A 14,272-nucleotide genomic window follows, 5' to 3' on the forward strand; every position below is an offset into this window, starting at 1 on the left:
ATAATGAAAGTATTATAAACAACCCACCGGCCGGGAGCCAGATCGGCGCGGCCACGCCGGCGATAAAGCGATTGCCGGTCGCCAGGAATGCGATGAAACCGAATGTCGCCGCTCCGATGTGCAGCCACAGTAGCGATGCCTCCACGAGATGACCACATCGCCCCGGCTTCTGTCGGACCGGCTTGTTGCGGAGGCGCGCGAGTACGAAAACCGGGGCGATTATTCCGCCGCGAAGACTTGGGCAGGAACTGCTGCCGCCTTGCCGGCCCGTTCCTTTGCCGACAGCCAGTTGAGCAGACGGCTCGAGGCTGCGCAAACGATAACAAAAGCGAAGAGGCCGCCAAAAATATCCGAGAGATGATGTCCGCCCTGAACGAGAACGGCAGGCAGCATCAAAAGATTTAGCGGCAAAATCACCGCCATCACCAGCCAGTGACGCGGAACGAACCAGACGGACATCGCCGCCATGAAGATGTGAAACGACGGGAAACCGATCAATCCCAACACGTTTTTAGGGGTGAGATAGCTTACGCCTTCCTGCCCCAATCGCATCAGTTCCTGTCCATAGGCAGGATCGACCGCCATTGGAATTGTCTCGGTGACCCATTGCGGCAGATCCAGATAGGCTTTAGCGCCGTAGGTTGGAAAAAATATCCAAAAGACGATGCTGGCGAGAGCGCCAAGCACCCCCGTTACCAGAAAATGGTGCAGCATCCGATCCTTGCCGGTAAAACCCAGCATGATGACGATCAACAGCAGTTGCGGCAGCGACGTCGCATAGACAAAAAACAAGGTTTTGCCGATCCACGGTTGGGTAGCAGCCCAGATGACAACATCCCGCCAGTTATAGCCGAGCGCGGCATCCACGCTCAACAACAGGGGATCGATCGCCGGAAACTGAACCGGCAGGAACATGTAGTTAAACACAGAGCCCGCCAGCGAAAAAAGGATGAACAGCCCAGCGGAAACAAGTGCAGCCGCTATGCGAAGATCACGCTCGCTTATCCGGTAGAACTGGCCAATAAGAAAAACCCCGGTACCCGCCACCAGGCACAGAGAATATCCGGTATAGTCAACCTCAATGCCCTTCGTCATAATCAATGCAACATCGACAATAAATAATATAAAAATTACATTCAGTACAAAACGTTCTGCTATAAATAACTTCATAGAATTTGCCCCAGACCCCTTCAGCGGAAATCTAGGTTATTGGCCTTAATATTCGGATAAGACGAGTACTAAAAACCGAGCACAAACAACCCGGCTGCCAAAAGTGCGATGGGCACGGCTACGCCGACAATGACGCGTTGGCCGGCGGCCAGGAACGCTGTGAAACCGAGTGCTGCCGCGCCGATGCGTAGCCATAGCGGTGAAGCTTCAAGCGTTCCGGTTGGAAAGACGATCAGCTTGGCGGTGACGGCCATCACGAGCGCGGTGGCGACTGCCCTCACCCAGTATAGCGCCTCGGAATCCTCCTTCAGCCGGTTGCCGGCGAGCACGCCGAGCCAGCGCCAGAGATCGGTCGCCAGCCAGCCGGCAATGGCGATGAAGAGATAGGGCGCCCACCACTGTTCGGTCATCATGGTTCGCTCTCCGGTGAGACGGGAATGATCTTTCGACGAAAGACGAAACGGTCGATCAGATAAGCCACCGTGCCGCCACCGATCCCGGCATAGAGAATGTCGAATTCCGGCGCGATTACCGCAAAGACCGGTCCCGCGATCACACCGATGATGAAGGCGACCTTGACGACGGAATGGCGGGCGGTCGCCCAGATCGACGCTATGAAATAGACAGGCGTCAGAAAAAACAGCACGCCTGCGACAAGCGGTGGAAAAGCCGCGACGACGCCGTAACAAAGGCCGACAATGATAGCATTGACGACGGTAAGGGTGATGCCGAAACCGGCAAACCACGCAGCCCGTGCTTCGCGCGGTATCTGGGAAAGGTTTTGCGTGGCGAAGACCCAGGCGGTGATCGCCACGAAGTGGGAGAGGAACAACAAAATCCATGTCGGCGTTTTTGCGCCACGCATCTCTGGAACGATGGAGGCAACCATGGGCATCATTCGCACCGATGACAGCGTCACTGCCAGAAAACACGCGGCAAGATTGGCGCCGCCGACCATCGAGCCGATCAGGATCATCTTCGCCGGCAAAGCCCAGATAACCAGCGTCATAAACACCGCTTCGCCACGTTGAACGCCCGACTCCAGCGCGAAGGCGCTGAAACCGACGAAGGATGTCATGAGAATAAGCGAGGGCAGCGAGAATATGCCCCGCATTCCCCTGAAAAACCAGCCGCGCAGGGGGATGGTATTGCTGTCTGCTGATTGCATTGCTGGTCCACTAATGCATGTCGTCCGAAAGTGCGCAGCGGTTTCGGAATGATGAGAAAAATAAAGCGCGCTTCACGAATCCGGTAAAATGCGACGCGCTTCAGGCATGAAAATGCCGGGCTTTCGCCCGGCACCGTTTGTCGGTCGGAAGACCGTTATCATTTCTTCTTCGGCACCTTCGGCACCGTATTCGCCTTGCGGCGCGGCTTGCTCTCCTCGTCGGGCTTGCTCGCCTCGGCAACCAGAACATCCGCTTCCTCATTGGCAATCGCTGCCTTCGAGGCGGGCTTCGCCTTGGCCTTAGACGCCTTGCCCGGAGACTTGGCAGCATTGAGCTCTGCTTCCGGCTTCGGCTTTACCGGCGCTGTTTCCGGCAGAACCTCGAGCTTGAGGCCGTCGGAACCATCGTCCTTCTTGTCGACGGTGACGCTGACGACACCGCCCTTCTTGAGCTTGCCAAAGAGGATTTCGTTGGCGAGCGGCTTCTTGATGTGTTCCTGGATCACACGCGACAGCGGGCGAGCGCCCATCTTCTCGTCGTAACCCTTTTCCGCCAGCCAGGAGATCGCGTCTTCGTGCAGATCGAAGGTGACATTCCGCTCGGAGAGCTGGGTCTCGAGCTGCATGACGAACTTCTGTACCACCTTGTGGATAACGGCAGTCGGCAGCGGCGAGAACGGAATGATCGCATCCAGACGGTTGCGGAATTCCGGTGTGAACAGGCGGTTGATCGCCTCTTCATCCTCACCCGTGCGTCGCGAAGAACCGAAACCGATGGCCGATTTTGCCATTTCGGAAGCACCCGCATTGGTCGTCATGATGAGGATGACGTTGCGGAAGTCGATCTTCTTGCCGTTATGGTCGGTCAGCGAGCCATGGTCCATTACCTGCAACAGGATGTTGTAGATGTCCGGATGGGCCTTCTCGATTTCGTCCAGCAACACCACGGAATGCGGATGCTGATCGACGCCATCGGTCAAGAGACCGCCCTGGTCGAAGCCGACATAACCGGGAGGCGCACCGAGCAGACGCGAGACAGTATGGCGCTCCATATATTCCGACATGTCGAACCGCAGCATCTCGACACCGAGCGAGGCGGCGAGCTGCTTGGCCACTTCGGTCTTGCCCACGCCGGTCGGGCCGGAGAAGACATATGAGCCGATCGGCTTGTTCGGTTCGCGCAGACCGGCGCGTGCCAGCTTGATGGCGGTGGCCAGCGCCTCGATGGCGATGTCCTGACCATAAACGACCGAGCGCAGTTCCTTTTCGAGGTTGGCGAGAACCATCTCGTCATCCTTGGAAACGGTCTTCGGCGGAATGCGGGCCATCGTCGCGATGGTTGCTTCGATTTCCCGTTCCGTGATCAGCTTGCGGCGCTTGGACGCCGGCAGCAACATCTGCGCCGCACCGGTTTCGTCGATTACGTCGATCGCCTTGTCCGGCAGCTTGCGGTCGGAAATGTAGCGGGCCGACAATTCGACCGCAGCCTTGATCGCTTCGTTGGAATATCTGAGGTGATGATAATCCTCGAAGTAAGGCTTCAGGCCCTTCATGATCGCGATAGCATCATCGATCGACGGCTCGTTGACGTCGATCTTCTGGAAGCGACGCACCAGCGCGCGGTCCTTTTCGAAGAACTGGCGATATTCCTTGTAGGTGGTCGAACCGATGCAGCGGATCGCGCCTGACGACAGCGCCGGCTTCAACAGGTTCGATGCATCCATTGCGCCGCCTGACGTCGCACCCGCACCGATGACGGTGTGGATTTCGTCGATAAACAGGACTGCGCCGGGATATTCCTCGAGTTCCTTGACGACCTGCTTCAGGCGTTCCTCAAAATCACCACGATAGCGGGTTCCGGCCAGAAGAGTGCCCATGTCGAGCGAGAAGATCGTGTCATTGGCCAGCGCTTCAGGCACCTTGCCCTCAACGATACGCTTGGCCAAACCTTCGGCGATCGCCGTCTTGCCCACGCCCGGATCGCCCACATACAGCGGGTTGTTCTTGGAGCGGCGGCAGAGGATCTGGATGGTGCGGTTGACTTCCTCATGACGGCCGATCAACGGGTCGATCTTGCCGTTTTTCGCCTTTTCATTGAGGTTGACGCAATAGGCCTTCAGCGCATCCTGCTGTTTTTTGGCGGATGAGCCTTCTTCCTCGGGATTGCTGCGTGCAGCCTTGGGGTCGGCCTCCGGCTCGTCTGCGCCACGCGGAGCGCGGGTCTGCGACGTGCCCGGACGCTTGCCGATGCCGTGGGAGATATAATTGACCGCATCGTAACGGGTCATTTCCTGCTCCTGCAGGAAATAGGCAGCGTGGCTTTCGCGCTCGGCGAAAATGGCCACAAGCACGTTCGCTCCGGTCACTTCCTCGCGACCGGACGACTGAACATGAATGACAGCCCGCTGGATAACCCGCTGGAAGCCGGATGTGGGCTTGGAATCCTCGTCATAACCGGTCACGAGGTTGGTCAGTTCGTTGTCGACGTAATCGCTGACAGTCTTGCGCAGCGCATCGAGATCGACATTACAGGCGCCCATCACGGCAGCGGCATCCGCGTCGTCGATCAGCGCCAGAAGGAGATGTTCCAGCGTCGCATATTCGTGGTGACGCTCATTTGCAAAGGTCAGTGCCTGGTGCAGCGCCTTCTCGAGACTTGGGGAAAAAGTTGGCACGTTGCGATCCTCATTTCTTTTCCATGACGCATTGCAGCGGATGCTGGTGCTGTCGGGCGAAATCCATGACCTGGCTTACTTTCGTCTCTGCGACCTCATATGTAAACACCCCACATTCTCCTACGCCGTGCTGGTGCACGTGCAGCATGATGCGGGTCGCCGCTTCGCGATCCTTCTGGAAAAAACGCTCCAGAATATGAATGACGAACTCCATTGGAGTGTAATCGTCATTCAGTAAAAGAACACGGTACAAATTCGGTCTTTTCGTCTTTGGCTTGACGCGGGTTATAACGGACGTTCCGCGGTTCGTACCGCCGTCTTCCCCGTCGCCCTCGCCCTGCATGTAGATCGGCTCAGCGATCATCTTTCATCATTCTCCAAACCGTTCTCAAACCGGCAGTCATCACCAGGAGGGAGAACTTCGCCTCTACATATCTAGGTCGTTAAGATCGGATTTTAAGCCCCCTGTGAAACGGTGCAATCACTATTGCGTTTGCGAAGAGGCAAACCTTGGGAAAAACAGGGGGCTTGCGATAGCATTGCGGGAAAGCGCGGTGCTATCCGCCTTTCCTGACGTGGTTTGAGCCTTGACGCCAAGCGCCTGCAAGGGAATCGCGAGCAACAGCGGACCTAATCTCACGCCCGCGCCATCCACCGTCATTCCTTGTTGTCGAGCATTTCGCGAACGGCGATCGCCAGCTGTTTCAGCGAGAAGGGTTTGGGCAGGAAGCCGAACTTGGCATCCGCCGGAAGGTTTTTCGCAAACGCGTCCTCGGCATAACCAGAAACGAAGATGAATTTAAGATCGGGATAGGATTTGCGCAATTCCCTCAGGAGTGAAGGACCGTCCATCTCCGGCATGACGACGTCCGACACGACGATATCGACCTTGCCTTCCAGTTCTTCCATCACCTCCAGCGCCTCGACACCCGAACCCGCCTCATGAACGGTGTAACCACGGGTTTCCAGCATGCGTTTGCCGCCGCGCCGCACTGCCTCCTCGTCCTCCACCAGAAGCACGACGGCGGAGTTGCCGGTCAGATCCAGCGGCTCTTCCTTCACCGGTTCGGGCAGAGCCACAGGGGCGAGTGCCGCTTCACCGGGCTGCTGGCCCGGAACGTGCACCACTTCCACCACGTGGCGCGGCAAATAGATGCGGAACGCAGTGCCTTTGCCCACTTCCGATTCGGGATAGATGTAACCGCCGGACTGCTTGACGATGCCATAGACCATCGACAGGCCGAGACCGGTGCCCTTGCCGACATCCTTGGTGGTGAAGAACGGCTCGAAGATCTTGTCCATGATCTCCGGCGGAATGCCGGTTCCGTTATCGGCGACCTCCACCATGACCATGTCTTCCGCCGGGACTTCCGGCCGACCGAGCGCTGCGGCTTCATCCGCATCCACATTGCGCGTGCGGATGGTGATCTTGCCGCCATCGGGCATGGCATCGCGCGCGTTGACGCAAAGATTGATCAGCACCTGCTCAAATTGCGACAGGTCGGTCTTCACCGGCCAGAGATCGCGGCCGTAATCCACTTCCAACTTGACATTCGTGCCGGAAATCAACCGGTCTACTAGCATGCGCAGGTCGCCGATAACGTCGGTCAGGTTGAGGATCGCCGGGCGCATCGTCTGTTTGCGCGAGAAAGCGAGAAGCTGTCGCACCAGCACCGCCGCGCGGTTGGCGTTGCGCTTGATCTCCATCAGGTCGGCGAAGCTCGGGTCTGCGGGCCGGGCCTGCAACAGCAGATGGTCTGATGACAACAGGATCGCAGTCAGCACATTGTTGAAATCGTGGGCGATGCCGCCTGCCAGCGTGCCGACGGCGTTCATCTTTTGCGTCTGCGCCATCTGGGTTTCGAGCGCCTTCTGCTCCGTCACCTCGATCGCATAAACGATTGCCACCTCTTCGGGCGCCTCGTCGTCCTGATCGATTACGGCATTGACGTAGAAACGGAAATGGCGGCCCTCGTCGCTCGGATGGCGGGAATCGAACGGGGCGATATCGCCCTGCCGGTCCTTCGCCTCGGCCAGCGCCTGCTCAAGCCTGGGTTTCTCATTGTCGTGGATGATGGCTTCGAGGGCAACGCCGCGATCGATATCGTCACGCCCGACGACGCCGGAGAACAGCTTGAGGAATGGCGCGTTGATACGAAGAATGCGGCCTTCGCCGTCGAGCGAGGCAATCGCCATCGGCGTATTGTTGAAGAAACGCGTGAAGCGCATGGCGGACGAGGATTCCGTATCCTCCTGCCCTTTCGGACGCATCAGAACAATCGTCCGGCTTTCGCCGGGCGCGCCGTCCTTCGAGGTAACCTGATGCACGAGGCGGGCCGGCATGCTCTGGCCGTTGACCCGGCGCATGTCGAGATCGAGAATCTCGGTGCGCTTGGCTGAACCCTGCGGATGGACGGATTCGATCAGCGCCATACCCTCGCCGGCGACTATGTCCGACACAGTCATCGAACCGGGCGAAAATTGCGCGAGATCGATGCCGAGCCATTCGGACAGGGTGGCGTTCAGATAAACGATCTCACCCTTTCGACCTGCGGAAAAGAAACCGGCCGGCGCATGGTCGAGATAGTCGATGGCGTTCTGCAATTCGCGGAAGAAGCGTTCCTGATCTTCCCGCTCAGGCGTGATGTCGGCGATCTGGAAGACGTGCAGCGCCTCGCCGCCCGCATCCTTCAGCACCCGACCTTTCAGCCGGTACCAGTGCGGCCCGCCGGAAGTGGCCTCCCCGAGCGGCTTGAGCAGACGGAACTCCTCGTAACCGTCACGCCCCTCCCGCAAAACATTGATGAGGCGATAGAGCGCTTCGGTCGATTCCCGGCTGCGCGAGAGCAGCGTCTCCAGGCTCTGGATATCGCTCGCCTTCGTGGTGCCGCTCATCCGGCAATAGGTGGCGTTGGCGTAGACCATATGCCCCTTGGCATCGGTGATCAGCGTGCCGTCCGGGTGCGCCGACAGGAAACGGCGGGCCAGCCCGTCCGATTGCGACTGCGGCATGACCTCGATGAAACCGATGATCGACGACACCAGAAAAAAGATACCCATCATCGCCAGCACGCCGAGAATGCCGAGCACGATTTCGTTTTCCAGCGAATCCTTGAAATAGACGAAAGCGGCGGCGGCGGCGATGAGCACCAGCGCCAGCAGGAGAATCCGCAGAACCGTGCCGGAACGGGCACGCCTGTCCACCAGCGGAAGGTCGTTGTCGCTTGTCTCGCGCACCCGTGTCATCTTGGCCTCGCAGTCCTGCAGGTCGTCATTCGGTCAGCCCTATTTCCTCAACGGAATCGGGCAGTAGAATTTCTTGTAGCAACTCGCTTGACCGTCAAAAAGCTCCGCTGCACCACAAAGGCTTAAAATCGCACAGAGAAACGGCCCTAAAGAGGCGCAAATGCCTCAGAAGCCTATTTTGCGGCTGCAGGTCAGCGCTTTAACCTGGCATTGAATGCGTGGCGCGGAGCATACGATGTTGCCGTCCGCAACCGTGCAAACCGAGCATCCATCCGTGAAATCGATACAGGATGGATTGTCTCTTACGAACTCAATCATGTTCGCAGGATTTTCGGACGCCTTGTCATCCGCCGTCTCGGCCCGAGCGGGAAAAACAGATCCCGGCAATCCAAATAAAACAACAAAAATGAAAACTCTTACCGGAAACCCGTCAACGAGCAATTTCGCAAGCATTTACAATCGCTCCTTCGAAGAGAGAATTGCAACCTTCATTGCTCCCCGGCATTGAAGGGAAAGATATGACGCTTGGGTGGCGCCCGGCCGGCTGATGAGACGATCCTATGAAGCGATCCTGGGGACGAAATGAATAAACCTTGTATCACGCTTAAAAAAATCGTCTTTTCCTGCTTGGCGTTCACATTATAAGAACCACGGCAATATTAATTGCACGAAAAAATCTGAAGGGATGATCTCCATGATGGAAGATTTTATCGGCACCTATGGAAACAATCTCATCGTCGCCGTCGTCGGTGTCGGTCTAGCCCTGCTTGTTCTGGCAATTGTTCTCTGGATACTGCGCAGGCGCGGCGGGGCGGCCCCGTTTATCCGTGGCGGTCGCAACCGGCAGCCGCGCTTGCAGGTTCTCGATGCGACGGCGGTGGACGCCCGGCGCCGTCTGGTGCTGGTGCGCCGCGACAATGTCGAGCATCTAGTCATGATCGGCGGTCCAACCGATATCGTCATCGAGAGTGGTATCGGCGCGATCCCAATCGTCAGGGAAGTGCGCGAACCGCAGGAAGCGGAACTCAAGGCGCTGCCGCGTCAGGACAGCGAACCTAAAAGGGCTGAACCGCCGACCCCTCGCGAAAGCCGCCCAGCTTTGCCACAGCAGCCAATCGCAGCGGCATCTCCAGCCTCCTTGCCGGAAGAACCCGTAAAGCAGCCGCAGCGGCCGGACCCCCCCGCCCCGGCTGCTCGTCCGGCACCCACCCCTGCACCGGCCGCATCTCTGCCACCACGTCCGTCTACGCCGCCGCAACCGGTATCCACGCCCATGACGGCACGCGAGCCCGTTGCACCGATAAGACCAGCCGCTCCGGAAAGGGATATTACCCGTCCTGCGCCACCACCGGCATCGGTCATTGCGGCACCGGCCGCCGCTGTTCTACCTCTCGCCGCCGCATCACTCGACATGCCCGCCGAGCGACCGGAACAGCGCCGCCCTGATCCCTTCGTGCCGGCTCCTCTACCCTCGGCGCCGCCCGCACCGCCTGTCCAGGTGACGGTTCCTGAAGAACGGCCGACGGTTGTTGCCCCGCCGGTTTTTGCCGCGCGCGAACCGGTCATCGACCAAACGAATGCCGCAGAGTTTCTGGATGCCGCGCGCGAGCGCGTTCTACCCGGCCTGAAACCGGGGCAAGATGCGCCTGCGCCCTTTGCGCCAAAGCCCGAAAATCCGCCCGTCGTCTCCGCTAACGCCGAGCCGAAATTTTCCGATGACCTTGCCAGCGATTTCGAAAGCTTTCTTGAGGCGGAGATCGCCAAGAGCAAGGATGCCGATAGCGAACAGGCAGTCGCCGCTGCTGCGGAAAAGCCAAAAACCGAACCCGTCTCGCCGCCTGTTACCGGTGCAACGCCGGATGGCGACATGCAGAAGGAAATGGCGCGCATTTTCGGCGAACTTTCCGTTACCCGCGACCGCTGACAGGTTCACATCTGTCGGCAGACAGAAATTAAAAACAAAAAAAGGGCGCGGAAACAAATCCGTGCCCTTTGTCATTTTTGGTTCTGTTCGCTGGCCGACTCGCCGAAGCGCCCGGAACAACGCTGGCTTTATTCGTCGCGGTAGACTTTTTCACGACGCTCGTGACGTTCCTGCGCCTCGATGGACAGGGTCGCTATCGGTCGTGCGTCGAGGCGCTTAAGGCCAATAGGCTCACCCGTTTCTTCACAGTAACCGTAAGTGCCGTCATCAATCCGCTGAAGGGCAGAGTCGATCTTGGAGATCAACTTGCGCTGGCGGTCACGGGCGCGAAGTTCGATCGCCCGGTCAGTTTCCGAAGATGCCCGATCGGCTAGGTCGGGATGGTTGGCGCTTTCTTCGGCGAGATGTCCGAGGGTCTCGCGCGCTTCTCTCAGGATGTCGTTTCTCCAGGCCACCAGCTTCGCGCGGAAGTAGGCACGCTGGTTTGCATTCATGAACTCGTCGTCTTCCGAGAGCACATATTTGCTAAGATCGATCTTCTCACTCAACGCGATTCTCCTCGAAGAACATCTCAATGCGGCGGTGTATACTCCAATGATATAGGCTGATTCAAGTGTACAGATCAGTTTTCAGGCATTTTTAAAACTGACACAAAAATCATCTAAATGACTAATTTTTATCCTTTATTCGTATTCAAGCGATCTCTTCTTAAATCACTTAAACGCGACTTACCAACAGGAAAGAGGACTTGCGGTCATGCAACCCTATCCTGTAGCATTCCTCCATTGCCTCCCATTCGAACGTCGGTCCCCGCCCTTGACAGCATCTTCTCCGAGCCGAGTGTATCTTTTGCGCCACGCCAAGGCCGCCTGGGCGGCACCGGGAGAACGCGATTTCGACCGGGGATTGAACGAGGCCGGTTTTGCCGAGGCGGAGATCATCGCCGACCTTGCCGCCGACCGGCGCTACCGCCCGGACGTGCTCTTGTCCTCCACGGCCACGCGCTGCCGGCAGACCACGCAGGCCTGGCAGCGGGCCTTCAACGAGGGCATCGACATCGTCTATATCGACGAAATGTACAATGCGCGCAGCGAAACCTATCTTTCTCTCATCGCCGCGCAAACGGACGCACAGTCCGTGATGCTGGTCGGGCACAACCCCACAATGGAGGCGACGCTGGAGGCGATGATAGGCGAGGACCTGCTGCATGCCGCCCTGCCCTCCGGTTTTCCGACATCGGGTCTTGCGGTTCTCGATCACGACGACAGTGCCGGGAATGGTAAAAACCGCTGGCGGCTGGTCGATTTTCTCTCGCCCGGCAAATAGCCGCAGCAGCGTGCGACCAATGCGTTGCCGAAGCCGGGCCAGTTGAAAATCCATTGGCGCGCTTCTTTTTTGGGCAACCGCCCCTTCCTATATTGCAGCTGTGACCGTGAAAAATAGCTGGGAAACTGCCATTGCCGCCTTCTCTTACGTCCCTGACAGACAGTGCGCTCATTGCATTCGACAATCTGGCCGACCGTGCGAGCACCCTTACAAATCCGACATTGCGGCTTGGCGTCACCGGTCTTTCGCGGGCGGGCAAGACGGTTTTCATCTCCTCGCTCGTCCACAATCTTCTGAATGGCGGTCGTCTGCCGCTGTTTGAGGCCATGCGGTCCGGGCGCGTCTCGAATGTGCGTCTGGAGCCGCAACCGGACGATGCCATTCCCCGGTTTCAGTATGAGGACCATATTCAGGCTCTGGTACGCGACAGGCTCTGGCCGGATTCGACACGGGCAATCTCTGAACTGCGGATCACGCTCGACTACCAGAGCGCCAGCGGTTGGGGCCGTTGGTTTTCCTCAGGCAAGCTCTCCATCGATATCGTCGATTATCCCGGCGAATGGCTGCTCGACCTGCCGCTGCTTTCGCAGGACTACAAGAGCTTCAGCGACAGCACCGTCGCGCTGGCGCAAAATGGCATCCGCGCCGAACTCGCGCAGGAATGGTTGGCAATAGCCTCCTCGCTCGACATCAATGCGCCTGCCGACGAGATGACGGCGCGACGCCTCGCGGAAAGCTTCGCCGCCTATCTGAAGGCCTGCAAATCCGACGAGCGGTCGCTCTCCACCTTGCCGCCGGGCCGTCTGCTGATGCCGGGGGATCTCGAAGGATCACCGGCGCTGACCTTTGCGCCCCTGCCGGGCCTGACAGACGACAAGGCACCTAAGGGGTCGCTGCGCGCCATGATGGAGCGGCGCTACGACGCCTACAAGGCAATCGTGGTGAAACCCTTCTTCCGCGAACATTTCGCCCGCCTCGACCGGCAGATCGTGCTGATCGACACTCTTCAGGCGGTCAATCGCGGCCCGGAGGCGGTGCAGGATCTGGAACGGGCGCTGGGCGATGTTCTCGCCTGTTTCCGCCCTGGCACCAACAGTCTTTTGTCATCACTGCTGGGCCGGCGTATCGACAAGGTGTTGATTGCCGCTACCAAGGCCGACCACCTGCATCATGAAAGCCACGACCGGCTGGAACGGCTAACCCGCCGTCTGGTGGACCGCGCCATCACCACCATCGGCATGAATGGTGCCGGCATCGAGGTCATGGCGCTGGCTTCCGTGCGCGCTACGCGGGAAGCAAGCGTGAGACAGGACGGTCACGAGCTTCCGGTCATCGTCGGCACGCCGATGGCGGGTGAAACCATCAACGGCGAGATATTTGACGGCAACCGTAAAACGGCGATCTTTCCCGGCGACCTGCCCGAAGACCCGGAGCCGCTTTTCCGCAGCATCGACAGGGATGGCGACAAGGCGACGTTGCCGGACGTCAATGTCGTGCGTTTCCGCCCGCCCAATATCGATGAACCGGGCAGCGGCGGCATCCGGCTTTCCGTTCCCCACATAAGGCTCGACCGCGCCATGCAGTTCCTGTTTGGAGACAAGCTCGCATGAAGGCTCCCACACCAAACGATCCGCAGGCACGCCGCCCGGCGGCGTTCACGCTCGAAACCGAAGAAACGGCAAGCCCAACCGTCGCGCAAAAACGCGCACCGCGCAGCTTCGACACCGAGATTTCCCTGACGCCCGATGAGGATGATCCATTTTTAGCACCTGAAGAGACGGATGCCGCCGCATTGCCGGTGGCCGTGCCGAAGAAAAGCCGCTTCTCCTTCGGCAAGCTCGCGCTTAGTGCACTCGGCGTGCTGTTCTCGCTGGCCTTCGGGCTCTGGGCGGATCAGCTTATCCGCAATCTCTTTTCCCGCTCCGACTGGCTGGGTTACACGGCGAGCATTGCGCTCCTTGTTGCGCTTTTTGCCGTCCTCGTTCTGGTCGGACGAGAAGTGTTCGGCATCATGCGGCTCAACGCCGTCCAATCGCTGAAAGCCGATGCGGAGACGGCCAGCCTCGACAAGAGCCCGAAACCCGCCCGCGCCATCGTTACCCGCCTCAATGCAGTTCTCTCCCACCGCGCCGAAACGGCCAAGGGGCGCGCCGCACTCAAGGACACCGAAAACGACGTGATCGACGGGCCGCATCTGATTGAGCTTGCCGAACGCGAATTGCTGGTACCGCTCGACCGGCAGGCCCGCGCGCTGATCCTCAACTCCTCCAAACGCGTCTCCGTCGTTACCGCCGTCAGCCCACGCGCCGTGGTCGATCTCGCTTATGTGCTGTTCGAGGTGACAAGGCTGGTGCGCGCCATGGCGGAACTTTACGGCGGCCGGCCGGGCACGCTCGGCATGCTCAGGCTTTTGCGTGACGTCGTCGCCCATCTCGCGGTCACAGGTTCGATCGCCGTCGGTGATGGGCTTGCCCAGCAGGTTCTCGGTCACGGGCTTGCCTCAAAACTCTCTGCACGCCTGGGTGAAGGTGTCATCAACGGTCTGATGACGGCGCGAATCGGCATTGCGGCGATGGATCTGTGCCGCCCGCTACCCTTCAAGGCGGTAAAGCGACCCGGCATAGGTGATTTCATGTCTGACCTCACGCCCGATCTTGGTGGCGGAAAAACCGGTCAAAAAGCCTGATCAGCCGGACTTGTACGGCTCAAAGGTTACGGACGAAGCTGTAAATAAAGCCGAAATAAACCAAGCATTAACCATTC

12 protein-coding genes are annotated in these 14,272 nt (G+C 58.8%); 4 read left to right on the top strand and 8 right to left on the bottom strand.

The features are described 5' to 3' along the window. Positions 1–219: 219 nt before the first annotated feature. The 7 genes from FB593_RS02805 to FB593_RS02835 all read right to left on the bottom strand — a co-directional run bounded on the left by FB593_RS02805 (position 220) and on the right by FB593_RS02835 (position 8,712). Positions 220–1,170, bottom strand: coding sequence for a phosphatase PAP2 family protein (locus FB593_RS02805; protein ID WP_112289906.1), 951 nt, complete (start codon positions 1,168–1,170; stop codon positions 220–222). Between the two features lie 68 nt (positions 1,171–1,238). Continuing rightward, the gene (locus tag FB593_RS02810) at positions 1,239–1,583 is read right to left on the bottom strand and encodes an AzlD domain-containing protein (protein WP_003512818.1); all 345 of its coding nucleotides are present in this window, start codon (positions 1,581–1,583) and stop codon (positions 1,239–1,241) included. Further along, entirely contained in the window at positions 1,580–2,338 is a 759-nt protein-coding gene (locus FB593_RS02815) for an AzlC family ABC transporter permease (protein WP_112289903.1), read from the bottom strand. Before FB593_RS02815 ends, FB593_RS02810 begins: the two co-directional genes overlap by 4 nt. A 158-nt stretch (positions 2,339–2,496) precedes the next feature. Next, on the bottom strand, positions 2,497–5,013 hold the full coding sequence (gene clpA / locus FB593_RS02820) for an ATP-dependent Clp protease ATP-binding subunit ClpA (RefSeq protein ID WP_145166311.1): 2,517 nt from the start codon (positions 5,011–5,013) through the stop codon (positions 2,497–2,499). Positions 5,014–5,023: 10 nt separating this feature from the next. Next, entirely contained in the window at positions 5,024–5,377 is a 354-nt protein-coding gene (gene clpS, locus FB593_RS02825) for an ATP-dependent Clp protease adapter ClpS (RefSeq protein WP_003512812.1), read from the bottom strand. A gap of 293 nt (positions 5,378–5,670) precedes the next feature. Continuing rightward, entirely contained in the window at positions 5,671–8,259 is a 2,589-nt protein-coding gene (gene cckA, locus FB593_RS02830; RefSeq protein WP_003512808.1) for a cell cycle histidine kinase CckA, read from the bottom strand. A 165-nt stretch (positions 8,260–8,424) separates the two neighbouring features. Continuing rightward, on the bottom strand, positions 8,425–8,712 hold the full coding sequence (locus FB593_RS02835) for a hypothetical protein (protein WP_111799036.1): 288 nt from the start codon (positions 8,710–8,712) through the stop codon (positions 8,425–8,427). A 232-nt stretch (positions 8,713–8,944) separates the two neighbouring features. Between FB593_RS02835 and FB593_RS02840 the strand changes: the two genes are divergently transcribed. Beyond that, on the top strand, positions 8,945–10,183 hold the full coding sequence (locus tag FB593_RS02840) for a flagellar biosynthetic protein FliO (protein ID WP_162701216.1): 1,239 nt from the start codon (positions 8,945–8,947) through the stop codon (positions 10,181–10,183). Between the two features lie 128 nt (positions 10,184–10,311). Here the strand turns inward: FB593_RS02840 and dksA are convergent, their stop codons facing one another. Then, complete coding sequence (dksA, locus tag FB593_RS02845) at positions 10,312–10,731, bottom strand: RNA polymerase-binding protein DksA (RefSeq protein WP_003512796.1); 420 nt, start codon at positions 10,729–10,731, stop codon at positions 10,312–10,314. Between the two features lie 268 nt (positions 10,732–10,999). Here dksA and FB593_RS02850 point away from each other — a divergent pair, with 268 nt between their 5' ends. The 3 genes from FB593_RS02850 (at position 11,000) to FB593_RS02860 (ending at position 14,195) form a co-directional block, all read left to right on the top strand. Then, positions 11,000–11,509 carry a SixA phosphatase family protein gene (locus FB593_RS02850; RefSeq protein WP_035198195.1) on the top strand — a complete coding sequence of 170 codons (510 nt, stop codon included), beginning with the start codon at positions 11,000–11,002 and terminating at the stop codon, positions 11,507–11,509. Between the two features lie 131 nt (positions 11,510–11,640). Next, positions 11,641–13,119 carry a YcjX family protein gene (locus FB593_RS02855; protein WP_112959047.1) on the top strand — a complete coding sequence of 493 codons (1,479 nt, stop codon included), beginning with the start codon at positions 11,641–11,643 and terminating at the stop codon, positions 13,117–13,119. Further along, on the top strand, positions 13,116–14,195 hold the full coding sequence (locus FB593_RS02860; RefSeq protein ID WP_145166312.1) for a YcjF family protein: 1,080 nt from the start codon (positions 13,116–13,118) through the stop codon (positions 14,193–14,195). Before FB593_RS02855 ends, FB593_RS02860 begins: the two co-directional genes overlap by 4 nt. Positions 14,196–14,272 lie beyond the last annotated feature (77 nt).

Source organism: Rhizobium sp. SJZ105, from assembly GCF_007828365.1.
Taxonomy (GTDB): Bacteria; Pseudomonadota; Alphaproteobacteria; order Rhizobiales; family Rhizobiaceae; genus Agrobacterium; species Agrobacterium tumefaciens.

Coding starts and splice junctions, on each gene's coding strand:
- FB593_RS02805 (WP_112289906.1), bottom strand. CDS start 1,170: ATGAAGTTATTTATAGCAGAACGTTTTGTACTGAATGTAATTTTTATA.
- FB593_RS02810 (WP_003512818.1), bottom strand. CDS start 1,583: ATGATGACCGAACAGTGGTGGGCGCCCTATCTCTTCATCGCCATTGCC.
- FB593_RS02815 (WP_112289903.1), bottom strand. CDS start 2,338: ATGCAATCAGCAGACAGCAATACCATCCCCCTGCGCGGCTGGTTTTTC.
- clpS (WP_003512812.1), bottom strand. CDS start 5,377: ATGATCGCTGAGCCGATCTACATGCAGGGCGAGGGCGACGGGGAAGAC.
- cckA (WP_003512808.1), bottom strand. CDS start 8,259: ATGACACGGGTGCGCGAGACAAGCGACAACGACCTTCCGCTGGTGGAC.
- FB593_RS02835 (WP_111799036.1), bottom strand. CDS start 8,712: ATGCTTGCGAAATTGCTCGTTGACGGGTTTCCGGTAAGAGTTTTCATT.
- FB593_RS02840 (WP_162701216.1), top strand. CDS start 8,945: ATGATCTCCATGATGGAAGATTTTATCGGCACCTATGGAAACAATCTC.
- FB593_RS02860 (WP_145166312.1), top strand. CDS start 13,116: ATGAAGGCTCCCACACCAAACGATCCGCAGGCACGCCGCCCGGCGGCG.